Annotated in this window: 22 protein-coding genes; 11 read left to right on the top strand and 11 right to left on the bottom strand. The window is 54.2% G+C overall.

The features are described from left to right. Positions 1-113: 113 nt before the first annotated feature. Positions 114-311 carry a hypothetical protein gene (locus tag SYNCC9902_RS02035; RefSeq protein ID WP_011359235.1) on the bottom strand — a complete coding sequence of 66 codons (198 nt, stop codon included), beginning with the start codon at positions 309-311 and terminating at the stop codon, positions 114-116. 3 nt (positions 312-314) lie between these two features. Beyond that, complete coding sequence (def, locus tag SYNCC9902_RS02030) at positions 315-920, bottom strand: peptide deformylase (RefSeq protein WP_011359234.1); 606 nt, start codon at positions 918-920, stop codon at positions 315-317. 49 nt (positions 921-969) lie between these two features. Between def and SYNCC9902_RS02025 the strand changes: the two genes are divergently transcribed. Continuing rightward, the gene (locus SYNCC9902_RS02025; protein ID WP_011359233.1) at positions 970-2,889 is read left to right on the top strand and encodes a S9 family peptidase; all 1,920 of its coding nucleotides are present in this window, start codon (positions 970-972) and stop codon (positions 2,887-2,889) included. Here the strand turns inward: SYNCC9902_RS02025 and SYNCC9902_RS02020 are convergent. Genes SYNCC9902_RS02020 through SYNCC9902_RS02000 form a run of 5 tightly spaced genes read right to left on the bottom strand, consistent with a single transcriptional unit; the run spans position 2,886 to position 8,000 of the window. Beyond that, positions 2,886-4,172 carry a SufS family cysteine desulfurase gene (locus SYNCC9902_RS02020; protein WP_011359232.1) on the bottom strand — a complete coding sequence of 429 codons (1,287 nt, stop codon included), beginning with the start codon at positions 4,170-4,172 and terminating at the stop codon, positions 2,886-2,888. The two genes, SYNCC9902_RS02025 and SYNCC9902_RS02020, sit on opposite strands and share 4 nt — an antisense overlap. After that, on the bottom strand, positions 4,169-5,362 hold the full coding sequence (sufD, locus tag SYNCC9902_RS02015) for a Fe-S cluster assembly protein SufD (protein ID WP_011359231.1): 1,194 nt from the start codon (positions 5,360-5,362) through the stop codon (positions 4,169-4,171). The genes SYNCC9902_RS02020 and sufD overlap by 4 nt, the downstream gene beginning before the upstream one ends. A 2-nt stretch (positions 5,363-5,364) precedes the next feature. Next, complete coding sequence (gene sufC, locus SYNCC9902_RS02010) at positions 5,365-6,153, bottom strand: Fe-S cluster assembly ATPase SufC (RefSeq protein WP_011359230.1); 789 nt, start codon at positions 6,151-6,153, stop codon at positions 5,365-5,367. Between the two features lie 45 nt (positions 6,154-6,198). Continuing rightward, entirely contained in the window at positions 6,199-7,638 is a 1,440-nt protein-coding gene (sufB, locus tag SYNCC9902_RS02005) for a Fe-S cluster assembly protein SufB (RefSeq protein ID WP_011359229.1), read from the bottom strand. Positions 7,639-7,643: 5 nt separating this feature from the next. Beyond that, positions 7,644-8,000, bottom strand: coding sequence for a ferredoxin-thioredoxin reductase catalytic domain-containing protein (locus SYNCC9902_RS02000; RefSeq protein ID WP_011359228.1), 357 nt, complete (start codon positions 7,998-8,000; stop codon positions 7,644-7,646). A gap of 139 nt (positions 8,001-8,139) precedes the next feature. Between SYNCC9902_RS02000 and sufR the strand changes: the two genes are divergently transcribed. The 9 genes from sufR (at position 8,140) to SYNCC9902_RS01955 (ending at position 15,483) form a co-directional block, all read left to right on the top strand. Next, positions 8,140-8,784, top strand: coding sequence for an iron-sulfur cluster biosynthesis transcriptional regulator SufR (sufR, locus tag SYNCC9902_RS01995; protein WP_011359227.1), 645 nt, complete (start codon positions 8,140-8,142; stop codon positions 8,782-8,784). Continuing rightward, positions 8,781-9,116, top strand: a complete 336-nt coding sequence (locus tag SYNCC9902_RS01990) for a hypothetical protein (protein ID WP_011359226.1) — start codon at positions 8,781-8,783, stop codon at positions 9,114-9,116. The genes sufR and SYNCC9902_RS01990 overlap by 4 nt, the downstream gene beginning before the upstream one ends. Positions 9,117-9,161: 45 nt before the next feature. Then, positions 9,162-9,758: a phycobiliprotein lyase gene (locus SYNCC9902_RS01985; protein WP_011359225.1), complete on the top strand. Its 597-nt coding sequence runs from the start codon at positions 9,162-9,164 to the stop codon at positions 9,756-9,758. Between the two features lie 89 nt (positions 9,759-9,847). Next, positions 9,848-10,636 (top strand): phycobilisome rod-core linker polypeptide, encoded by a 789-nt coding sequence (locus SYNCC9902_RS01980; RefSeq protein WP_011359224.1) that lies wholly within the window; start codon positions 9,848-9,850, stop codon positions 10,634-10,636. A 169-nt stretch (positions 10,637-10,805) separates the two neighbouring features. After that, positions 10,806-11,897, top strand: coding sequence for a DUF4912 domain-containing protein (locus SYNCC9902_RS01975; protein WP_011359223.1), 1,092 nt, complete (start codon positions 10,806-10,808; stop codon positions 11,895-11,897). Next, complete coding sequence (locus tag SYNCC9902_RS01970; protein WP_011359222.1) at positions 11,888-12,097, top strand: hypothetical protein; 210 nt, start codon at positions 11,888-11,890, stop codon at positions 12,095-12,097. The genes SYNCC9902_RS01975 and SYNCC9902_RS01970 overlap by 10 nt, the downstream gene beginning before the upstream one ends. A gap of 35 nt (positions 12,098-12,132) precedes the next feature. Then, complete coding sequence (locus SYNCC9902_RS01965; protein WP_011359221.1) at positions 12,133-13,551, top strand: phospholipase D-like domain-containing protein; 1,419 nt, start codon at positions 12,133-12,135, stop codon at positions 13,549-13,551. 462 nt (positions 13,552-14,013) lie between these two features. Then, the gene (locus SYNCC9902_RS01960; protein ID WP_198001745.1) at positions 14,014-14,736 is read left to right on the top strand and encodes a class I SAM-dependent methyltransferase; all 723 of its coding nucleotides are present in this window, start codon (positions 14,014-14,016) and stop codon (positions 14,734-14,736) included. A 381-nt stretch (positions 14,737-15,117) separates the two neighbouring features. Next, positions 15,118-15,483 (top strand): hypothetical protein, encoded by a 366-nt coding sequence (locus SYNCC9902_RS01955; protein WP_232179244.1) that lies wholly within the window; start codon positions 15,118-15,120, stop codon positions 15,481-15,483. A gap of 136 nt (positions 15,484-15,619) precedes the next feature. On the opposite strand, the gene SYNCC9902_RS01950 is transcribed toward SYNCC9902_RS01955, so the two are convergent. Continuing rightward, positions 15,620-15,973 (bottom strand): hypothetical protein, encoded by a 354-nt coding sequence (locus SYNCC9902_RS01950; protein WP_011359218.1) that lies wholly within the window; start codon positions 15,971-15,973, stop codon positions 15,620-15,622. Between the two features lie 109 nt (positions 15,974-16,082). Here SYNCC9902_RS01950 and SYNCC9902_RS01945 point away from each other — a divergent pair, with 109 nt between their 5' ends. Further along, the gene (locus SYNCC9902_RS01945; RefSeq protein WP_011359217.1) at positions 16,083-17,741 is read left to right on the top strand and encodes an alpha-D-glucose phosphate-specific phosphoglucomutase; all 1,659 of its coding nucleotides are present in this window, start codon (positions 16,083-16,085) and stop codon (positions 17,739-17,741) included. Between the two features lie 66 nt (positions 17,742-17,807). Here the strand turns inward: SYNCC9902_RS01945 and SYNCC9902_RS01940 are convergent, their stop codons facing one another. Genes SYNCC9902_RS01940 through SYNCC9902_RS01930 form a run of 3 tightly spaced genes read right to left on the bottom strand, consistent with a single transcriptional unit; the run spans position 17,808 to position 22,726 of the window. Next, the gene (locus SYNCC9902_RS01940) at positions 17,808-18,098 is read right to left on the bottom strand and encodes a hypothetical protein (RefSeq protein WP_011359216.1); all 291 of its coding nucleotides are present in this window, start codon (positions 18,096-18,098) and stop codon (positions 17,808-17,810) included. After that, the gene (locus SYNCC9902_RS01935) at positions 18,098-21,556 is read right to left on the bottom strand and encodes an efflux RND transporter permease subunit (RefSeq protein WP_011359215.1); all 3,459 of its coding nucleotides are present in this window, start codon (positions 21,554-21,556) and stop codon (positions 18,098-18,100) included. The genes SYNCC9902_RS01940 and SYNCC9902_RS01935 overlap by 1 nt, the downstream gene beginning before the upstream one ends. A gap of 9 nt (positions 21,557-21,565) precedes the next feature. Next, positions 21,566-22,726, bottom strand: a complete 1,161-nt coding sequence (locus tag SYNCC9902_RS01930) for an efflux RND transporter periplasmic adaptor subunit (protein ID WP_041424767.1) — start codon at positions 22,724-22,726, stop codon at positions 21,566-21,568. Positions 22,727-22,729: the final 3 nt, after the last annotated feature.

Here is a 22,729-nt window from a genome sequence, read left to right as displayed (position 1 = left end):
GTCCCTGTCAAAGCAACGGCGAGTCCAGCAGCGGTAGGCAAAAAGCGAGGAATCACGGCCGAAAGCTGAGTTACTGGGATCGTAAAAGTCATAACCACTTCAAGCCCGCCCAATCAGGCCGGTTTGTTCAACCGAATCGCGACAAGAAGTGTTCCAACTGTGGCTGGGGCAGCGACGGCCAAAATCCAACTGGTGGTGGACACACCAAGATCAGGATCGCCATAGGCAAGCTCAAAAACGCATCCGGTGCTGGCAATCCCCAAAATGCAAGCAAGCGCAAGAAACAGTCCAGCCAAAGGTTTCATGGGCATGGCTCAGGACACGCTTTGGACATGCTTGGACTGGAACCCATTTTCCTTTAATTCTTTCTGAAGGCCGGCTTGATCCGTCACCCGATCCACAAATAAAACACCATTGAGATGGTCCATCTCATGCTGAATACAACGGGCCATTAATCCATCGGCTTTCATTTTTCGTGGCCGACCCATCTCATCGCGATAACTCAATTCGATGGCAGTGGGACGCACCACATCGAGATACACCCCAGGGATGCTGAGGCAGCCTTCCTCATAGGTGTCCAAACCAGCGCTTGCGGCCGTGATCTCTGGATTAATCAGCACCAGAGGGGGCGTCGCTGCGTTTTCCAGGTCAAGATCAATCACCAAAAGCTGCTGATAAACAGCAACTTGAGGAGCGGCCAATCCGATGCCCTTGGCGGTATACATGCTGCGCAGCATGTCTCGGGCCAGTTCTCGCACTTGATCGTTCACCTTGCCGATCCGCTGAGCAGGCTGACGCAACGCATCAGCACCAAGGGTATGGATCTCTAGCGGAGGGGTTTCCAGGGCCGTCTTCGGCACCAACATCGTGTCCCTGGCCTTGTCAGCCGCCCGTGCCAACTGCGCAAAGCTTCCCGCCAAGACCACTCCTCTATTGATCCAGCATGGTAATCGGGATCATTCGACCGCCATGGGACCCACGCCACTCTCCGCACAAACCGCCGTTGGCCGGCTCCCAGGTCTGAAGGAACCGAAGCTGGTTCAAGGGCCAGGAAACATTCTTTGGCTGATCTGGCTTGAACAACGTCCGCAGGAGAAAGGACGAACCACCGCAATCATGCGCCGCTTTGGCGAGCCAACGAGCCCTCAGATCGAGCTAACTCCAGCACCGATCAACCTGCGCAGTCGGGTGCATGACTATGGCGGGGGAGTCCTGGCCACGGCCACAGATGACCACCACCTGCATCTGGTTTGGATCGATGCCGGATGTTTGTGGCAACAACGGTTGTGTTGGGGAGAAGCAGGCCCAGGCACAAATGTCCCGGAAGCCGAAACCCCTCCACAACGGCTCACATGCCCAGGGCCCTGGGAACTAGCGGATGGTCTGCTGAATCTTCAGCACAACCAGTGGATCGGCATCCGCGAACAACAGGGAAAGGATCAACTCGTCAGCGTCAACCTTCAGCGCACCGATCAAGAACCAGAACTGCTCCATCAGCCAGCGGACTTTGCCGGGTATGCCTCACTGAATCCCAAAGGAGACCGTCTGGCCTGGGTGGAATGGACGCAACCATCGATGCCTTGGGACAGCAGCAGCCTATGGTGCGCGGAGCTCACCAAAACAGGACAGCTGATCAGGCCAACCCAACGGGCCGGAGGACCTGACATTTCTGTGTTTCAGCCCCAATGGCTTCCAAATGGCCGACTACTGGTGGCGGAAGACAGCAGCGGCTGGTGGAATTTGATGCTGGAGGATCCAGCCACTGAATCGTGGGAACGGCCTTGGCCAATGGCAGCGGAAACGGCCATGCCCCAATGGATTTATGGCATGAGCACCACTGCCTGGGATGGAGAACGGCTGCTGGCAGCGACCTGCTCAGACGGCACGTGGACATTGCAACGCCTGGGACTCGATGGAACAGTGCTGAAGCTCGAGCAACCCTTTGATGATCTTGCCGGTCTAAGGGCCTGTAACGGCAGGGCGGTGGCCGTCGCCAGCAACAGCCGCTGTGGGGCCGGGCTCCTCGAGCTTGACCTTCGACCTAACACCCCGGCCTGGATCCATACCCCTGCCGTACCGCTGCCGCTGCCCGATCGGGAGATCAGCGTGGCGCAACCTCTCTGGTTTGAAGGTCACCAGCAGCAACGCACCCATGCCTGGTACTACCCGCCCATCGGAGCAGGGGATGGACCAGCCCCCCTCCTGGTGAAAAGCCACAGCGGCCCAACAGCCATGGCCCGCCGCGGCCTAAGCCTGGCGATTCAGTACTGGACCAGCCGCGGCTGGGGTGTCGTGGATGTGAATTACGGCGGGTCCACCGGTTTCGGACGTGCGTATCGGGAACGGTTGAACCATGGCTGGGGCGTCGTCGATGTGGCCGACTGCGCCGCCGCTGCCCAGGCATTGATCGCTTCAGGACATTCCCATCCCGATCAAGTGGCGATCGAAGGGGGCAGCGCAGGGGGATTCACCACCCTGGCAGCGCTGTGCTTCACGGATGTGTTCCGCGCTGGTGCCTGCCGCTATGCCGTTTGTGATCTCACCGCCATGGCGACAGACACCCATCGCTTTGAAGCCCGATACCTCGACAATCTTGTGGGGGCCTGGCCAGAAGAGCGCTCCACCTACAACGAGAGATCTCCCTTGCAACACGCCGGCCGCATTCGCTGCCCAGTGCTGTTTTTCCAGGGCCTGCAAGACAAGGTGGTGCCAGCAGAACAAACCGAGCAAATGGCCGCCGCCCTACGCCACAACGGAATCACGGTGGACGTTCGCCTCTTTGAAGATGAAGGCCATGGCTTCCGGAACCAAGCCACCCAAATCACAGTGCTTGAGGAAACGGAGGCCTTTTTCAGGCTTCACCTAGGGCTTGGAACAAACAGCTGCTAGCTGTGCTCCCGCAGGAAAGACACCGTGGAAGAAAGCTCCTCAGCGAAGGCATCGATTTCCTCCATGGTGCTGGTGAAACTCAAGCTGGCGCGGGCCGAAGCAGAGACCCCGTAAAGCCGGTGCAACGGCTGACAACAGTGATGACCACTGCGGATACAAATGCCAGAGGCATCGATCAAGGCTGCAATGTCGTTGGCATGCACGCCCTCGACTAAAAACGTGGCGAGTGCTCCACGACCAGGCTGCTGCTCAGGCGTTGGCCCCAAGATCCGCAGCCCATCAATGGCTTGCAATCGAGCAAAAAGATGCTGAGTGAGCTGGGCTTCCCAAGCTTGAATCGCATCGAGGCCAATCTCCTGCAAATAGTGAAGGGCCGCGCCCATCCCTACGGCTTCGCCAATCGCTGGCGTGCCAGCCTCAAATTTGTGGGGCAATACGGCCCAAGTGCTGTGATCCAGAAACACGTCTTGGATCATTTCTCCACCGCCAAGGAACGGAGGCATCGCCTCGAGCAACGTCTCCCGCGCCCAAAGGAATCCCATCCCGGTAGGGCCACACAGCTTGTGGGAGGAGCCAACCAAGAAGTCGGCTTCGAGGGCCACCACATCAATGCTCTGATGCGCCAGGCTTTGGCAAGCATCCACCAACACCAAGGCACCAACGGCATGCGCCGCAGGGATCACAGACTCCAGTGGATTGCAGCATCCCAACGTGTTGCTGATATGCACCAAACTCACCAGTCGAGTGCGCTCAGACAACTTCTCTTGGAAATCCTCTAGATCCAGGCGGCCATCGTCCGTAATCCCCACATGGCGCAAGACACAACCGGTGCGCTGCGCCAGTAGCTGCCAAGGCACCAAGTTGCTGTGGTGCTCCATCACCGTGAGCAACACCTCATCGCCTTCGTGGAGGGTGGAGTCACCCCAGCTGCGGGCAACAAGGTTGATCGCCTCACTTGCATTGCGGGTGAACACAATCTCGCGAGGGCTATGGGCACCAACAAAGCCAGCCGCTGTGGTTCGCGCCGACTCAAACGACTCCGTTGCCCGGGCACTGAGCTGGTGAGCACCACGATGCACATTGGCGTTATCGCAGCTGTAGTAACGCTGCATCGCATCGATTACCTGCTGCGGCTTTTGACTAGTCGCAGCGTGATCGAGATAGATCAGTGGCCGATCATCTGGCGTTTTTTGAGCCAGGATCGGAAAATCGGCACGAAATCGTGACGATAAGTTTCCTGAATTTGCACTAGATCGTGCGATTAATGGATTCAGGGTGGTCATGAAGCCAACCCCGCGAGCACGCGTTCCAGCGGTCGCCAAGCAAGCGCATGGGTTGGAAGCCTGTCGACCACTTCTTGGCATGCACCGCGCAACAACAGTGCCGCAGCATCGGAAGCTCCAATCCCACGGCTTCGCAAGTAGAAAAGCTCGTCTTCCTGTAGCTGGGAGACCGTGGCTCCATGGGCACAACGAACGTCGTCGGCCACGATTTCCAACTCTGGCTTGGTGTCGACGCGTGCCCGATCCGAGAGCAACAGGTTTCGACTGAGTTGCGCTGCGTTGGTGCGCTGCGCCTTACGCGGCACATTGATCGCACCGTTGAAAATTGTGTGGGAGCGCCCTGCTGCCAAGCATTTTTGGAGCTGATCAAGCTCACCATCGGGTCCTTCAAAACACACCGATGTGTGCACAGCAAGTTGCTGCTCAAGATCGGCAACGGCCAGACCCTTCAACGTGGTGGAGGCTTGTCCATCCACCTGAACCACGCGCGGCTCGATCCGTCCCAACGACCAACCCTGAATTACTGATGTGAAGTTGTAGGTACTGCGGGGCTCTTGCTCAACGGCCAATTGAGCGAACAATGCCGCCACGCCATCGGCACACGCCAAAACACCGTGATTGAACTGCGCTTCTTGACCGAGATGAACCTCCATGAGGTGGCTATGGGCAGCTTCACCCCGTCCCGAAAACACTTGCAGAAGCTCGAGTTGCGCCTTTTCTTCCACCACCAGCAACACCCGTGTCGGGATGAGGCCAGACGCGGCCGCCATAGTGATTTCGAGTGGTGGAACCGTGCCACGGACCCGTAATGCCAATAGCTGTTGAGCGGAGGCATGGTTGAACTCGACCAACCAATCGTCAGACGATCCACAACGATCGAGGGTGTGGCCAAGGGCAAGCTCCAGTTCCTTCGGCTCAAGGTGCGTAAGCCCCTCCGGCAAGGTCACACCCTCCAGAGGGTCATTGACGCCGTCAAGCACCAAGCGCACAACACCATCCAAACAAGGCGGAGCATCAGACGCGGTGGCCACGCCATTGACAGGCATCCGAGCCACAGCTTCCAGTCGGCTGAGGTTGGTAAGTCGCCAAGCTTCCTGCTTCCGCGTCGGCAAGCCGAGGCGGCCGAGCGCTGCTTGACCACGTTGCTGGACCGGTGCCAGCACATGCTCGCCGGTGGACACAGCAGCCATAGCTAAGCCACTCCTTGGGCTGCAAGCTCTTTGTCCACCCAGTCGTAACCGATTTGTTCTAACTCCAAGGCCAACTCGCGACCTCCAGTCCGAAGGATGCGACCCGCTGCCATCACATGGACATAGTCCGGAGTGATTTCATCGAGCAATCGTTGGTAATGGGTAATCAACAACGTGGCGTTGTCTGCATTGGCCAACTGATTCACACCACCGGCGACGATGCGCAGGGCATCGATATCCAAGCCTGAATCGGTTTCATCGAGGATCGCCACAACGGGCTCAAGCAACGCCATCTGAAGGATCTCGTTGCGCTTTTTTTCGCCACCGGAAAAACCTTCATTAACGCTTCGCTCTAAGAAGGCGGGATCCATCTGCACCACCTTCAAGCGTTCGTGCACATGGTCTTCAAAGTCAAATGTGTCGAGCTCCTCGAGGTTCTGCTTGAGGCGCCGCGCATTGGTAGCAACCCGCAAGAACTCCAAGTTGCTCACGCCAGGTATTTCAACCGGATATTGGAACCCGAGGAACACACCAAGACGAGCCCGCTCCTCAGCTTCAAGCTCAAACAAATTCTCGCCGCGATAACGCACAGTTCCGGAGGTGACCCGATATGCCGGATGGCCGGCTAGAACCTTGGAAAGCGTGCTCTTGCCACTGCCATTCCGACCCATCACGGCATGAATCTCGCCAGACCGCACCTGAAGATTCACACCCTTCAAGATCGGCTGATCCTCCACGGACGCGTGGAGATCAGTGATGTCGAGAAGAAGCTCGGCGTCGGGGCGAATCACTTAAAGAAAACGAGGAAAAAAGTGCAATAAATCAAGGGGTGGTGGTCAACCCACAGACCCCTCGAGCTTGAGAGCCAGCAATTTGTCGGCTTCCGCCGCAAACTCCATGGGCAACTGGTTGAACACGTCGCGGCAGAAGCCACTCACCATCATCGACACTGCCTCTTCAAAACCAATGCCTCGGCTTTGGAGGTAGAACAGCTGATCTTCTGAAATCCGACAGGTGCTGGCCTCGTGTTCGATCGCAGCTTGGGGCTGTTGCGAGCGGATATAGGGGTATGTGTTCGCGGCTGCCTGATCCCCGATCAACATCGAGTCGCACTGGCTGTAATTACGAGCGCCCTTGGCTCCTGGGCTCATCTGAACCAGTCCTCGATAGCTGTTGCTGGAACGGCCAGCACTAATGCCCTTGCTCACAATGGTTGAGCGAGTACGAGGCCCCACATGGATCATTTTGGTTCCCGTATCCGCCTGCTGACAGTTATTCGTAAGGGCAACGGAATAAAACTCTCCAACAGAATCCGCCCCCTGCAACACGCAACTTGGATACTTCCAGGTAATGGCTGAACCTGTTTCAACTTGCGTCCAGCTAATTCGACTGCGAGCACCACGGCATTGACCCCGTTTCGTGACGAAGTTGTAGATACCGCCGACGCCATTCTCATCTCCGGCATACCAGTTTTGAACCGTTGAATATTTGATCGATGCGTCGTCTAAAACCACGAGTTCAACAACCGCAGCATGAAGCTGATTCGTATCAAACATTGGCGCTGTGCATCCCTCGAGATAACTGACGGAGGCGCCTTCTTCAGCCACGATCAAGGTGCGTTCGAATTGCCCGGTATCGCCTGAATTGATTCGGAAGTAAGTCGACAGCTCCATGGGGCATTCGACCCCCTTCGGAATGAACACGAATGATCCATCACTAAACACAGCAGAATTCAGCGCTGCAAAGTAATTGTCATTACTGGCCACTACTGAACCGAGGTATTTCTCAATCAACTCAGGATGATCTTTAACAGCCTCGGTGAAAGAACAAAACACCACTCCATGCTCGGCCAGTTTTTCCTTGTAAGTCGTTGCGATGGAAACACTGTCGAATACAGCATCAACAGCCACGTTGCTCAAACGCTTCTGCTCACTTAAGGGGATTCCAAGCTTGTCGAATGTTTCAAGCAGCTTGGGGTCGACTTCATCAAGACTTGATTTTTTCGCCTGTTGCTTTGGAGCTGCGTAATAGATGATGTCTTGATAATCGATCGGTTCGTAGCCCAAGGCCGCCCAATCGGGCTCTTCCAAGGTGAGCCAGTGGCGAAAGGCCTTCAATCGGAAATTAAGTAAAAACTCCGGCTCATCTTTTTTGGATGAAATAAGCCGCACAACCTCCTCACTAAGACCCTTATCAATTTTGTCGGTCTCGATTTCAGTCACGAAGCCGTACTTGTACGGCTGACTGACGAGATCGCGTGTGGAGGTGCTGGTCATTCAGGTCAGCCTGCGGTGGCTTGGATCGTTTCTGTCGTGATGGTCTGGGTTTTCTCAGGGCAAGCGAAAGCGTTGTCTTCCGTCAGAAACAACATGCAATGGCATTCCTTTCGCTCGCGCATGGGGACACAGGGGCAATTCCAAAAGGCTTGGGAGACTTCGGCCTCTTTGTCTTCGTAATGACGACATGGACACAGGGCACCACCAAGGTCGTCCTTATGACGTGCAAGTCCCTTCAAGACCACTGACGTGACACTTGGCTCAGAGCAGAAATAAGTACCGGTGCGCTTGGCGTAGGTCTCTGCGAATTTGCGGATGACCTCAAGACTTTCAGCTGTCGGCTCTTGAGCGGTGTCGGACATGGAGAGAACAGCGAGTTACGAAACCCCACGGTTTCCTTATGAGAAGCCTAATCCAGAAGGCCACTCATTGGCGGGGGACACCATTGTGACTGCCAATGGGATCGATCCACTGTCATGGTGTGGAGGATTCCGGCTCCTCATGAGCGCTTCGGCCCAGCCCAGCACCCGCGATGCCGTGCTCTCCCTGCTCCTTGAGCGCGGCGAGATGGACGCCGGCGACCTCGCGGAAACGCAGCAGATTTCAGTGCAAGCGATGCGCCGACATCTCCGCGCCCTGGCCGACGAGGGACTTGTCGCCTCGATCACTTGTACGAGCGGGCCCGGACGACCCAGCAATCGCTGGTTCCTTACCGAAGGCGGACGCGAACGTTTCCCCGATGGAAGCGGGGGATTTGCGTTGGGGTTACTCGATTCACTGCGGTCCAGCCTTTCAGAGGAGGCTTTCCAACAACTCTTGCAACGTCAGGCAGAAGGGAAAGCACAGCAGTACCGACTCCAACTCGGCGATGCTCCTCTTGAAGATCGACTCCATCAACTCGCTGGCCTACGTCGAGAAGAGGGATATGTGACGGTCTGCAGCCTCGATGAAGACGGCCACAGCTGGAACCTCCAAGAAGCGCACTGCTCCGTCCAGCGCATTGCCGAAGAATTCCCGACCATCTGCGACCAGGAGCTTCTTCTCATTCGCCGTACCGTTCCGGACTGCCGAGTGGAACGGGTGCACTGGCGACTCGAAGGCGGACACACCTGTGGCTTTCGAATTACGCCAATCGAAACCGCATGAACATTGACGCCGAAACGATCGCTCGCATCGATGCCACGTTGCTCCCGCAGCTCGATCGTCACCACTTGCGGTTGCTGGCCCATTGCCTCGCAAGTTTTCGCATGATGGCTCCCGACCTGGATGGAGCTCTGCCGAACGCTGCCCTGCGACGGCAGTGGTGCGAGCAACAGCCTGTCGTGGCGGATGATCCCCAGTTTTTAACCTTGCTTCTCGACCAGCTCAACAATGCAGCGCAACAGCTGGAAGAGGTGGCCGACACGTGCAGCAAAGCACCGCTAGCGCTAAGCCTCGACGACCTCATCGCCGCAGCCGAACGTCGCTGTCGCTCCTAACTAGCACCAGCAGACTGCCATCATCAGCTCAAAGGAGTTGCGACGATGACACTCGAGATTTCCGACGCCCTCAATTTTTTCCGTCTGAGCTGCGGTCGCTGGAAGTCTCAGCGCAGCCAGCATCACTTACTCCACCGTCGTGCCGAAGCCGGGGCGTCCTTCATCGTTGTGGAAGAACTGCTCAAAGGCGATGAACGCCTTGCCGAAATCGCCATACGGAATGGGGAAGACGTCAGCAAAATTATTGGCGGCTGCTGGGTTCGTTGGAGTGGGTCCATGGCCTGGGATCGGGCCGGAGAATCCCATGAAGACCAAACCATGTTCGGATTGATCCCAAGCGATGACGCTGGGCGCCAAGGCTTGCTGTTGCGCGATCGGGGATATGCCGAAAAAGCCCCAGTCGCTGGCCAATTCCGCATGGATGACGAAAACGGACTGATCCTCACGACGGACTACGAAATGATGAGTTCCTTGGAACGCTTTTGGTTCGCCGGGCCGAACCTGCGACTGCGGACCAGCACCGTCCAAGGGCTGTCGAACAACGCATCCTTTTGCATGGAGACCCGCCAACTCGATGACGAGCTGCCCAAAACCTCGAGAGTTGCCACTACCGCGACCCAGCTCGCCCCATTTGGCTGGTAAGTAATACTACTTATCCGAACTATTACGGGTTGTGATCGCTGCCAGGGCGGTAGTCGAAGAAACCGGCGCCCCCCTTACGATCGCCCTCAGTGGATGTTGAAGCTCGAGTGGCCATTCCTCTTCTGGAGTATGCACCGATCACCCAGAACTCATTGAGAACTGGCGTGCCGAACATTCGAGTCGGTTCCGACGAAGGATCCCGGGCCTATTCCTTTGCGATCGCAGATGACCGGGACAACCTGGACACGGTGATTGAAAGCGCCTACCGCCAGATTTATTTCCACGCGTTTAAGTCCGATCGAGACGCGAACCTCGAGTCCCAACTCAAAGACGGCCAAATCACGGTTCGTGACTTCATCCGTGGCCTGCTGCTCTCCGACACGTTTAAGCGCAGCTTCTACGGTTTCAACAGCAATTACAAAGTGGTCCGTCACCTGACGGAGCGCATCCTGGGCCGCAAGGTGAACGGCAAAGGCGAAGAGCTGTCTTGGTCCATCGTGATTGCAACCAAAGGCCTTGTTGGCCTCGTCGACGTGTTGCTTGACAGCACCGAATACCTAGACGCCTTCGGATACGACACAGTCCCTTTCCAGCGCAACCGAGTCTTGCCGGGACGCGCACTCGGTGATACACCCTTCAACATCACAAGCCCCCGCTACGACGAGTACTACCGGGGCATCCTTGGCTTCCCACAAGTCGTGTTCATGGGAGGTCCAGGCAAAGCGCTCCCAGCGAGGGCAAAAATCAAACGCGGTGGATCCCCAAGCGACTACTTGGACTGGCTCAAAGACATGCCGATCCCCAACACCCGTGGCAACGTCAGCAGCACAGAAATGGATTACATGGCCAAAGTTCCTTTCCGCAGCATTGGCCGCTAAGAGCGGAGGAAATCCAAAGGACAGCGGGGCTTCAGCCCCGCTTTTTTTATGGCTCTGACTGTGATCCCCAAGAATTGGAGTCAGCATCCACTGACCAGTGACGGTGGCGATGGTTGAAACGGAAATTTTGGGGTCACACTGATCCCGAACTAAACCTGGAGCTTTGGACGTGTCCCCAACTATTTCATCACTGGCACGTCTAACCCTTCGTCAACTCCGTCAAATCGCTAGTGACTTGGGGGTACCGCTCTACAGCCGCAAGAGCAAAGAAACCCTCGTTGACGAGGTGGCAGTCCGCCAAGAAAAACGCGGTGGAGATCTCAAGGCGATTGAAGCGGAGCTGAATGCTCCCGCCATCTCCACCACCGAAACACGGGTCGTGTTTCTACCTCGCGATCCCCAGTGGGCCTATGTGTTCTGGGAGATCTCCGATAGCGACCGCCAGCGGGCACAAAAGGAAGGCGCCAATCGCTTGTGCCTGCGCTTAGCCGACGTGACCGGCATGCAAGACGGGAACGCTCACCCCCACACCCTTCAGGAAGTTCCCGTCGACAGCCACAGCACCGAGTGGTATCTCCCAGTTCCCCTTTGCGACCGCGACTACCGGGTTGAGTTGGGATATCGCATTGCGAGCAGTTGGATGTCCTTGGCTTACTCCTCCATTGCCCGGGTTCCGGCTCTCCATCCCAGCGAGCAAATTCTTGATCAGTTTGTGCCGTTCAGCCTGGATGCATCACCTGCACCTGCACCCTCCGCTGCTCCCATGCCAACAGCACCGGCGAACGAAACCAGCGACAGCGGTCTTCACGAGCGTCTCTATCAAAGCGCCACTGTTCATTTCCGTCGCCGCCGCGTGGGCTCGGAGGAATTCCAAGAGGCATTCCACGACGCCTCTGATTCCAGCCGTTCTGGACTCAACGATTCTGGCATTGGTCTTTGGGCCAGCGGACGCAACGAGTCCGGCCTCGGCGGTGTTGCCTCACGTCAGCGTTCGTTCTGGCTGGTCGCCGATGCCGAGCTAATCGTTTACGGAGCCACTGATCCATCCGCTCGCCTCACCATTGGCGGAGAAGAAGTGCCCCTCTCATCCGATGGCACCTTCCGTATTCAAGTGCCATTTCGGGATGGTGAGCAGTTGTACCCGATCGAAGCCACGGCGGCAGATGGCGATCAGAAGCGCAACATCACCCTTAACTTCGAGCGTCAAACCCCAGACGACAACAGCAACCCTGCTAGCGAAGCACGCGCCGAATGGTTCTGAACAACTCCTCAGACCCAAAAGCTCCCTCTGGCCTGCGCTGGTTTGTTGCCCTGACCCCTCTGGCAGGGGCCATGATTTTCCCGATCCTCGTTCCGATTGTGATGACCCGCGTCGGCATCGGAGCTGGTGTTGGCGTTGCCCTTGCTCTGAGCTCCTTGTGGTTCATCGCCATGCTGAAAACATCTGAAATGCCTCACTAGAGGGGAGCCATCAGATTCCGGGAGGGGAACCCTCCATGGTGTGCCTAGAGGATGTGCTGAAACTCAGCCCGCTGCTTCTTGGATTGGTAGTTTTTTGCGGCTGCAGCCAACGCGGCGAGTTGGTTGGAGCCGCTTCAGTAGATCAGCTCGACGTTCCAGACCAAATCGCGGTGGGATTCAACCACCATCAGCGCAACCGTTACCAGTCACCCCTCTCAGGGGAGTGGCGCGACGGTGACGACATTGAGCAGATGCTGGTCCAAGCCATTGAGCTTGCCCAACACGAAATTCTGGTCGCTGTCCAAGAGTTATCAACGCCAACGATTGCAGAGGCACTGATCGCAGCCCAGCATCGCGGGGTGACGGTTCAGGTGATTCTTGAAAACAACTACAGCACCCCCTGGACGGAACAAACACCAAGCCAACTCAAGTCCCATCAACGCCAACGCTGGCATCAGCTTGAACAGCTTGCTGATCAAAATAGGGATGGCACAACCACCCCAGAGGAAGCCAAACGGGGTGACGCCATTGGGTTGCTGAGAGACCATCACATCCCAATCATTGACGACACGGAAGATGGAAGTCGCGGCAGTGGCCTGATGCACCACAAATTTGTGGTGATTGATCGAACGATCGTTCTCACAGGCAGCGCCAATTTCACCAGTTCAGGCATACACGGCGATGCCAACCGACCCAGAACACGCGGCAATGTGAATCACATCCTGCGATTCCAGAGCGATGCGTTGGCAGCACTGTTTCGGCAAGAATTCGGAACCATGTGGGGAGATGGACCGGGGGGAAAGCAAAACAGCCGCTTTGGCCTCCAAAAAGAATCCACTGGCGTCAGCACAGTGATGGTGGGTGAAAGCCGCGTGGACGTTTTGTTCACTCCCCACCGAAAACACAACCCAAAGCATGGATTGAACTGGGTCGAGAAACAGTTGGACGAGGCAGGCAAAAGCATCGACATGGCCTTGTTTGTGTTTACGGCACAACAACTGGCTGATGCACTTCAACGGAGAGTGAATGCTGGGGTGCAGATTCGACTGATTGCCGATCCAAGCTTCGCGAGCCGTTCATTTTCAGAAGTGCTCGATCTTCTTGGCGTGGCTCTACCGGATCGCAACTGCAAACTTGAACAAGACAATCAACCCTTCAACAAAGGCCACAAGGGCGTGGGAACCCCACGCCTCGCCCGCGGCGACAAGCTCCACCACAAATTCGCTGTAATCGACAACAAAATAGTGCTGACAGGGTCATTTAATTGGAGCCCCTCAGCTGCCCACACCAACGACGAAACACTGCTGGTGATTCATTCAGATCTCCTCGCTAAACACTTCACTCGTGAGATGGATCGCCTCTGGGACACCGCAGAGCTAGGGATCACACCGCACATCCAACGCAAACTCGACCGTCAGCGGATCCGTTGCGGCGATGGCGTGGAGAGGGGTTAAGCAGATTGAGACCGGGGAATAACCCAGTTCTAAATCAAATCCTGCACACGTTAAATAATTGCCAGTAAGTACGCTCAACTGTCGCACCTCCTAATTCCCACAACTACCAAGTATTCAGCAAATTTTATCTCAATTGCCAAGCATTTCGGAAAAATCTCAATAGCGGCAAACAAGCAATACGGCCATTTCGCAAAGGGCCTAAAAACAACTAGAACGACCATCTATTTGCACCCAAAATATCGGAGCCATCCTACAAATCCAAAAAGGCATATAGACAGACGGCTGTTTACACAAGAGAAAAAAGACTGCGCCAAAGCGCTGATACTTAAAGACGACGCAGATAATTACCACCACCAGATTCAAGAAAAAACCTCAGAGCTTCATAAGAGCCAAAAAGCTTTGGCTGATTGATCATGTATTACTATTAGATATATCACAAAGTTTCAGATGTCAAGGCATTCCGTGCGCCGCCTTACAGCCTTAAAAGAACTAACATCTTCTTCACGCTACCTAGAAGTTGGCGTCAGCCAAGGCCATACCTTCAATCATGTCGACTTTCCGAAAAAACATGCCGTCGACCCCAATTTTAGATTCGAGACAAAGGATCACGAAAGGAAAGGCATCAGCTTTTTTCAGCAAACCAGCGATGATTATTTTACAAAAGTTGTCGACATACCAGACTTTGATTTAATATTTTTAGATGGTCTTCACGCGTACGAACAGACATATCGCGACTTCGTGAACGCTATTCTTCACTCTCACGAAAAAACGATTTTCCTCATAGACGACACACGTCCATCAGACGTTTATAGTGCCATGAGAAATCAAAATTTTGCAGTCACGACAAGGCGTACTTTAACAACTTCGGACTCCAGAGACTGGCATGGAGATGTATTTAAAATTTTGTTCCTCTTAAAACTTTTTCATGTCAAGTATGAGTATGCGACTGTTTGCGAAGACAATCCACAAACAATTGTCTGGAGCAAATCACTGACATCCGGCCAAAGCCGAGAAAAGAATCCCAAACCCTTCAAAACCTTTAAAGACATGCGATATCTAAGAAGCTGTTTTGAAAATCTAGGAAGCATTGATTATCACTGGACAATGAATGAGTGCAGCGATATATTTCAAGTCGCCAAAGAAGACGACCTCCTGACATATCTTAAAAAATCTATTTCAAGATAACAATAAAGATTTAGAAGGAGAAAAAATAATAGCAGCCCAATCAGCCAAGCTGCGCTTCTGCTGATATTCGCAATCAGCGTCGGCAAGGCCTTGGAGATGCGTCAAGGACACAACAGCATGTCAAAACCCAAAAGCCATCCAATCTTATCCGCTAAATCATACAAATTCCTGGAAACATGCAGGCTGAAATCATATTACCTCTGGCCGCATTAGTTAAATCGCAAAGAATTAATCTAAACTAAATACTGCTCATGACACATAAATACTAGCCAAATCTGTCAAGAACCATTTGTGCTCAACCTTCACAACAATGGGCGAATCCCATCAATTAGAAACCATTCATTTCGACAATAGTCAGGGCAGAATGAGCTCATGAACGTCATGATTCCAACTCGAACGCTGCTACTGCTTGCCTTAGCGGCGCCCCTGCCAGCGGCTTCAACCTATGTGCCTTGGCCAAGCCAAGACACATTCAGCACTCTGCAAAAGGAAGCCTTTCTCTGCTCGCTGAACAACAGCACAGATCCCTGCGACCGCACACGCAAACGTGCAGACGAACTGATGGATCACCCCCGTCTCCCTGCCATTTGCAAAGACGTTCTTTGGAGCCTTGTGGGAGAAGCACGTGTTGCAGCCACAAACAGCTTCAGGCGACGCGATGCCATTGATCAACCCGCACGCAGGCTGATGCGAGTGTGCAGCGAACCCGTCAAACCAACAAAGAAAAAGGCTCCAACACGCACTTAATCGAGCATCCACGATCCAGAAGTGCATCAGCGTCAACACTCGTGGCTTGTCTTATGGAGATCCCTTAAAAACGTCGTCTTGAACAAGCTTCTTTAACAAAAGCGTGTCTTCGATCTCGTAGAAGTTGGAGTTGGAGTTAAGGAGTTGTGGTCGATGGCTCGAGCATCAACAGCAGTTGCTTCGAGGTGGTCATCATCTCCCCCATGCTTAGCTCGTTCTCTTCACCAGCAATGCTGGACGCCATTAAACAAACCGACGACGAAAGACCCGCAACGTCACAGCTGTTGGACAACTGCACGATGGCGTTGGAGAGCTTGCCCCTGAGGCACTCCTCCGTACCCGCCTGCTTCAACACGGCATTGGCAGCCGTAGCAGCATCACTCGATGCTTGCTCGAACGGTATGACCCGCTTCCAAGACTGCGACGATGCCTGCACCGCAGAACCGGCGACCACACATCCCAACAGCAACATTAGAAGCGATCGGGACATAGCTGAATAAAATTTCGAAGTCTTGAGGGTAGCGGCGTTAACTGGTCGGCTCGACCTCAGACAAGGCCGATCCTGTGTTTACGTTCCCCCTAACGCCATACCCGTAGAGATGACCAGCTCGACCCCTGCGGAACCGACCCAACGTCAGGTTCGTCTCGACAAGCCATTCACCGATCAAAAGCCCGGCACCTCTGGCTTGCGCAAAAGCAGCAAGCAGTTTGAACAGCCGAACTACCTCGAAAGCTTCATCGAAGCCGCATTACGCACCCTGCCTGGTACAGATGGCGGCACCTTGATAGTTGGCGGCGACGGTCGTTACGGCAACGTTCGTGCGATCGATGTGATCCTGCGCATGGCGGCAGCCCATGGGCTGGGAAAGGTGATCGTCACCACCGGCGGGATTCTCTCCACACCGGCGGCATCCCATCTGATCCGTAGCAAAAACGCCATCGGAGGAATCATCCTGTCTGCCAGCCACAATCCGGGCGGCCCCGATGGTGACTTTGGCGTGAAGGTGAACGGTGCCAATGGGGGGCCAACCCCAGCGTCGTACACGGATGCTGTTTTTGAGTGCACCAAAACCCTCAGCCACTATTCCATCGTCGACGCGACGCCGGTTTCGCTGGATGGGCCCATGCAGCACTCCATCGGTGCCATGTCGGTGGAGGTCATCGACGGCGTGGATGACTTCGTGGCCTTGATGCAGCAGTTATTCAATTTTGATGAAATCAAGGCGCTGCTTCGCAACAATTTCCCGCTCGCCTTCGATGCCATGCACGCAGTGACGGGTCCCTACGCCACACGCATCTTGGAAGGTCTCTTAGATGCACCTGCCGGCAGCGTCCGCAACGGCGTTCCACTGGAGGACTTTGGCAAGGGTCATCCCGATCCAAACCTCACCTACGCCCACGACCTGGCAGAGCTCCTTCTCCAAGGTGATGGGTATCGCTTTGGCGCGGCCTGTGACGGCGATGGTGATCGCAACATGATCCTGGGGCATCACTGTTTTGTGAATCCCAGCGACAGCCTGGCCGTTCTCACCGCGAATGCCACCTTGGCTCCGGCATACGCGAAGGGATTAGCCGGGGTGGCCCGCTCGATGCCCACGAGCGCTGCCGTGGATGTGGTGGCCAAGGAGTTGGGCATCAACTGCTATGAAACCCCAACCGGTTGGAAGTTCTTCGGAAATCTGCTCGATGCGGGACAGATCACCCTCTGCGGAGAGGAAAGCTTTGGCACTGGAAGCGACCATGTGCGAGAGAAAGATGGGCTTTGGGCGGTCTTGTTCTGGCTGCAAATCCTGGCCAAACGACAGTGCAGCGTGGCTGAAATCATGGCGGATCATTGGAAACGCTTTGGGCGGCACTACTACTCCCGTCATGACTACGAAGCCGTTGACAGCAAAGCTGCCCACGGGCTGTATGACCGGCTCGAGGCCATGCTGCCAAGCCTGAAGGGGCAACCCTTCGCTGGAGGAACCATCCGGGATGCGGACAACTTCAGTTACACCGATCCCATCGATAACTCGGTCACCCAGGGCCAAGGCCTAAGGATTCTTTTGGAGGATGGAAGTCGCGTTGTGATTCGCCTCTCGGGCACCGGCACCAAAGGGGCAACGATCCGGGTTTACCTCGAGAGCTACGTGGCCAACAACGGTGACCTCAACCAAGACCCCCAAGTGGCCCTTGGCGAGATGATTCGTGCCATCAACGCTCTTGCGGAAATCGAGGAACGCACTGGGATGAAGCAACCCACCGTGATTACTTGACCGTGATTACTTGGCCGTGATGACTTGAATCTGATGACATGAACCTGATCAAGTCATCCAACAAGCTCAGCGTTTCACGCGCTGGGCTTTTTGATGGCGATACATCGGATCCGTTGCGTCCTCCTGGAGTTGACGCATCGACTCGATCGCAAAACCGCCGAGACCACCAGACGTAATCACCATTAAATAAAAAAGCCTGAGGCGAAGAATATCGATCTCCGCGGGGGTGTTCTCGATCAAAACTTTGAGGAAGTAAGCCACAGCCGCACCCAGGGTGCAACCGATCGCCAAGGCCACCAGGGCGCGGGAGCCACTGAAAGGCTTGCGGGTCTCGAACTCACTTTTTGAAGTCGGCATTAGCTGGGCAAGGGAGTGGATTGAACCTGAACGGTCTGGCCACCATCGCCATCACCTCCTTCGGGAGGTTTGGCATCGGCCTGCCCGAGAAGGGATTTCATCACCACGTAAAACACGGGAACAACAAGGGTGGATAGGAATGTGGCCACCAACAATCCGCCAAACACCACCAAACCCAAGGACGACTGACTTTGAGCACCGGCACCACTGGCCAACATCAAAGGGAGGAAGCCTGTGAGGGAGGAGATGGCCGTCATCAAAATTGGTCTGAGTCGTGACTTCGCCGAGAACTTCGCCGCTTCTAAGGCCGACTCTCCTTCACCCATTTTTTGATTGGCCAGATCCACGATCAAAATGGCATTACCGCCAGCAAGTCCGATCAACATCACCAAACCAACTTGTGCATAAATATTGAGAACCTGTCCTGCAGCACCGAGGAACACAAGGGCACCGAGCAAAGCTGTGGGCACCGTGAGCAAGATGATGATTGGATCGCTGTAGCTCTCGTATTGCGCTGAAAGAACCAAGAACACCGCCAAGATTCCAAGGGCAAAGATCACGACTGCCAGGGAACCAGCTTTCACTTCCTCTCTAGAAATACCGGTCCAGTCGAAGCCCAAGCCCTGGAAATTTCCCTGGTTAAAGATCTGCTTCATGGCACCAATCGCCTGGCCAGAACTATTACCCGCATTCGGTGTTCCTTCCACCTTGATGGAGCGATACAGATTGAAGTGGGGAATCACACTTGGACCCACGGTCTGCTTCACGGTGAAGAACTCAGACAACGGAACCTGCTCGCCTTTGCTATTGCCGACATAAATCGACGACAGCTTTTGGGGAGTCGCCCGGCTGACATCGTTCGCCTGGACATAGACGCGACGCACTTTGCCCTCCTGGAATGTGTCATTCACATAGGCCCCACCAAAATTGACACTGAAGGCCGACATGGCCGTTCCAAAGTCGACACCGACAGAAGCCATCTGGTCGCGGTCTACATCAATTTTGTATTGAGGAGCCTGCGGGGAGAAGAGTGAATAGACCCGACTCAAAATCGGATTGCTATTGCCCGCCTGCATGATCTGTTGGGCTGTGCCAAAGAATTCATTCAGTGAGTAAACACCACTGCTCTGGTCGAGAAGCTGGAACTCAAATCCACCACCCGTGCCATATCCAGGAATGGAGGGAGGCTCCACAACAAAAACCCGTCCTGCATCAATAGCTCCATACATTTTCTGATTGAGGCGCTTCACAATGGCGGCTACGGAATGGTCCTTTCCAGGCCTTTCATCCCAGTGCTTCATGCCGATAAAGAAAAGGCCCTTATTTGGAGCGTTGCCATCAAGACTGGCACCACTAAATAATGCAGCAGATGAAATATCCTCTTCGGAGCGCATTACCTCAGCAACTTGGCGATTGATCGCCAAAGTTTTTTCGTTTGAAACACCATCAGGTGCTTGAACAAATCCGATGGCATAGCCCTGATCCTCAATCGGTACAAAGCCACCAGGAATGCGCGTGAAGGCAAAACCTGTCAGCAAAATGCCAACACCCAAGGCAGCCATCACGATGGGACGTGCCTTGAGAACCATGTCGAGCACCGTGGCGTAACGCTTCTCAAATCCGCTGTAAAAGCGATTGAAATTGGTGAAAATCACCGGCACAAAGCCTCCCACCACAAAACCGATCACAGTGAACAACACCACGGGAATTGGACTGGAGACAATCACCCCAGTGGACATCAACCCAACGGCTGCCCCACCAGCTGCAACGGGAAGCCGCAATGGAAGCCCCGTGATTTTTGAGGCGATAAAACCAACCAATGCACCCACTGCCATGGGAATTAAGGCAGCGATTGCACCATTACCAGCACTTAAGAGGCCATACACAAAGCCCAGCGTGACCCCAGCGATTGCGTACTGATGACGTGTGAGCTCCTTTGTTTCACGCGACAACAACAACGCCGACAACATTGGAGAGAATGTGAGGGCGTTAAATGTGGAAATACCGATCGAAAATAAAATCGTTGCAGCGAACTGTTTGTAAATTGTTCCCGTCGCACCTGGGAAAAACAACACTGGCAAAAACACTGCCATCTTTACCAACGACGTAGCAATTACGGCGCCAAACAACTCATCCATCGTTTCGATGGCGGCCTGGACCGACGTCATACCCTCCGCTTTTTTTGCAGAGGTATCTTCCACAACGGTGATGGCGTCGTCCACCACCAAGCCAGTCGCGAGAACCAAACCAAACAAGGTGAGCTGGTTTAGCGAGAAGCCAAAGGCAAGAACCAAGGCGAACGTTCCGATCAAGGCCACTGGAATCGCAATGGCGGGAACAAGTGTTGCCTTCCAGTTCTGCAAAAACAGGAACAGGATCAACACCACCAGAATCACGGCATCCCGCAGGGAATTCGTCACGCCTTTGATCGACTGACTAATGAAGTCGGTTGTGTCGTAGATCTTCTGCACACCAAGGCCTACTGGAAGAGTTTTCTCAAACTCTTCCAATACATCTTTCACTCCATTGGAAACTTCAATCGCGTTACTTCCCGAAAGCTGATAAATAGCAATACCAACAGAAGGTGTTCCATTGATATCCATAGCGTCGATACCATAGGTTTCACCACCAAGTTCAACGCGGCCAACATCTTTCAAACGGACAAGTCCACCGTCACCTGTAGAACGAAGAACAATATTTTCAAATTCCTGGGTAGTGGTTAAACGGCCCTGAAGCTGCACAGTAAAGGTGAACTCTTGGCCTTCAGGGGCAGGGGATCCACCGATCTTTCCAGCAGGAACCAATCGGTTTTGACTCTTTAATTGATTAACAATGTCTATGGCAGAGAGATTGTTCGCCGCCAATTTGTCAGGATCAAGCCAAAGACGAAAAGCAATCTTGCGATTACCAAAATAGGTAACGTCACCAACTCCTTTTACTCTCTTAACATTGTCCGTTAGATTTTTATCAAGATAACCACTGATCGTCTCAACAGAATACTGAGCTTGGTCTGGATTTTCGTTGACAAAATTATAAACAAGCAGAATTGAATTTGATGCTTTATTAACAGTAACCCCTGATTTTCTCACTTCTTCCGGCAGTTGGGGCTCCGCCAAAGACACCCGATTTTGCACATTCACTTGATTGATATTTCCATCGGTTCCACTGTCAAATGACACTGAAATAGAACTCACACCATCAGATGAGCTCGTGGATGTGATGTAATCCATCTTTTCCACACCGTTGATCTGCTGCTCCAGCACAGAGGTGACACCTTGCTCAACAGCAACGGCATCTGCTCCCACATAGGTGGACTGCACCTTCACGGTGGGCGGCGCGATATCCGGCAGGTTTTCAATCGGGAGAATTGGAATTGCGATCAGGCCGACGATCACAATCAGAAGACTGCAGACCGTACTAAGAACAGGCCTGGTGATGAAATTATTAGAAGCAGACATCGTTCAACCTCAGTTTGCTTGGGAAGGTGTTGCGGATGCACCGGCTGCAGGCTGCACTTGAACAGGCATTCCGTGCTTCAGATTGAGCAAATTGGTTGTCACCACCTTCTGATTGGGTTTCAAACCTTTATTGATCGGATAAAGATCATTTTCCAGTTCGCCAACAACCACTGGGGTTTGAAGTGCGAATTGAGCATTTGGCGGAAGTTTCCCTGCTTTCGTTGCCTTATCCAAAACGTCCAAATCAGCTTTACCAGGATTGGCCTTGAGCTCATCCAAGCTGCCAAGTCGAAACACAAAACTCTGTCCAGAGGTTTGCGTGACAGCAGCAAATGGAACAGACAAGTCTTGTTTGGCCTCAATTTGTACGCGAGTGCGCAAGCGTTGACCATCGCGCAATGTGCCATCGGTGTTAGCAAAAACCGCTTTCACCAATAGCCCCTGCGTCTGCGAATTAATCCGAGGGTCAATGGATTGCACTTGACCGGTCGCAATGACTGCATCCTTTCCTGGTGCACTCAGCAGAACCGGCTGCCCCAACGCCAACCGTGACGCGAATACAGCTGGAACTTCCACACGAGCTTCGAGCTCGTTGTTTTGCACCAAACTGGTGAACACTTGTCCCTGCTGCAGCACATCACCAACTTTTGCTTTCACGTCTGCAACAGTTCCTGCAGACGGTGATTTGAGGTTGCTGTAACTGACATTGGCTTCTGTGGCCTTAACCCGCTCCATGGCTGAGAAATACTGGGTCCGATAGGTATCAAGCTGCTTTTGAGATGACGCTCCGACCCGCGCGAGGTACTCATAACGCTCCCAGTTGGTCTTGGCTGTTTCAGCCTTCGCCCGCTCCTCAGCCAGCTGGGCTTGAAGCTGAGCTTGATCAAGAACCACCAACAATTGACCAGGTTCAACCTCATCTCCCTGGCGAATCTTCAATTCAAGAATCCGACCAGCAGACTGCGCTGCTAGCTCCACCAGATTGCTGGCTTCCAGGGTGCTCACCGTATCCACGCCCTCGGTGAACTCAGCCATGCGCGTTGACACAGCCTGCACTTTCGGCGGGGGTGGTGCTGCAGGGCCCTCGGCTTTACAAGCCCCCACGGTGATCAAAGCGGCGATGGAAAAAATCAGTCGCTGCGGATGACGCACGATGTTCAAGCTTTTCAACGG

This window comes from Synechococcus sp. CC9902, assembly GCF_000012505.1.
Lineage (GTDB): Bacteria > Cyanobacteriota > Cyanobacteriia > PCC-6307 > Cyanobiaceae > Parasynechococcus.
Note: the sequence above shows the minus strand (reverse complement) of the source record. Positions and strands in the feature narration are given on the sequence as shown.

Excerpts from the sequence above, each read along its gene's own strand:
- SYNCC9902_RS01985 (WP_011359225.1), top strand. The coding sequence starts at position 9,162 with ATGACACTCGAGATTTCCGACGCCCTCAATTTTTTCCGTCTGAGCTGC.
- sufB (WP_011359229.1), bottom strand. The coding sequence starts at position 7,638 with ATGACCAGCACCTCCACACGCGATCTCGTCAGTCAGCCGTACAAGTAC.
- sufR (WP_011359227.1), top strand. The coding sequence starts at position 8,140 with ATGAGCGCTTCGGCCCAGCCCAGCACCCGCGATGCCGTGCTCTCCCTG.
- SYNCC9902_RS01950 (WP_011359218.1), bottom strand. The coding sequence starts at position 15,973 with ATGTCCCGATCGCTTCTAATGTTGCTGTTGGGATGTGTGGTCGCCGGT.
- SYNCC9902_RS01990 (WP_011359226.1), top strand. The coding sequence starts at position 8,781 with ATGAACATTGACGCCGAAACGATCGCTCGCATCGATGCCACGTTGCTC.
- SYNCC9902_RS01935 (WP_011359215.1), bottom strand. The coding sequence starts at position 21,556 with ATGTCTGCTTCTAATAATTTCATCACCAGGCCTGTTCTTAGTACGGTC.
- SYNCC9902_RS02020 (WP_011359232.1), bottom strand. The coding sequence starts at position 4,172 with ATGACCACCCTGAATCCATTAATCGCACGATCTAGTGCAAATTCAGGA.
- SYNCC9902_RS01945 (WP_011359217.1), top strand. The coding sequence starts at position 16,083 with ATGACCAGCTCGACCCCTGCGGAACCGACCCAACGTCAGGTTCGTCTC.
- SYNCC9902_RS01965 (WP_011359221.1), top strand. The coding sequence starts at position 12,133 with ATGGTGTGCCTAGAGGATGTGCTGAAACTCAGCCCGCTGCTTCTTGGA.
- SYNCC9902_RS01940 (WP_011359216.1), bottom strand. The coding sequence starts at position 18,098 with ATGCCGACTTCAAAAAGTGAGTTCGAGACCCGCAAGCCTTTCAGTGGC.
- SYNCC9902_RS02000 (WP_011359228.1), bottom strand. The coding sequence starts at position 8,000 with ATGTCCGACACCGCTCAAGAGCCGACAGCTGAAAGTCTTGAGGTCATC.
- SYNCC9902_RS01955 (WP_232179244.1), top strand. The coding sequence starts at position 15,118 with ATGATTCCAACTCGAACGCTGCTACTGCTTGCCTTAGCGGCGCCCCTG.
- sufD (WP_011359231.1), bottom strand. The coding sequence starts at position 5,362 with ATGGCTGCTGTGTCCACCGGCGAGCATGTGCTGGCACCGGTCCAGCAA.
- SYNCC9902_RS02025 (WP_011359233.1), top strand. The coding sequence starts at position 970 with ATGGGACCCACGCCACTCTCCGCACAAACCGCCGTTGGCCGGCTCCCA.
- SYNCC9902_RS02035 (WP_011359235.1), bottom strand. The coding sequence starts at position 311 with ATGCCCATGAAACCTTTGGCTGGACTGTTTCTTGCGCTTGCTTGCATT.
- SYNCC9902_RS01970 (WP_011359222.1), top strand. The coding sequence starts at position 11,888 with ATGGTTCTGAACAACTCCTCAGACCCAAAAGCTCCCTCTGGCCTGCGC.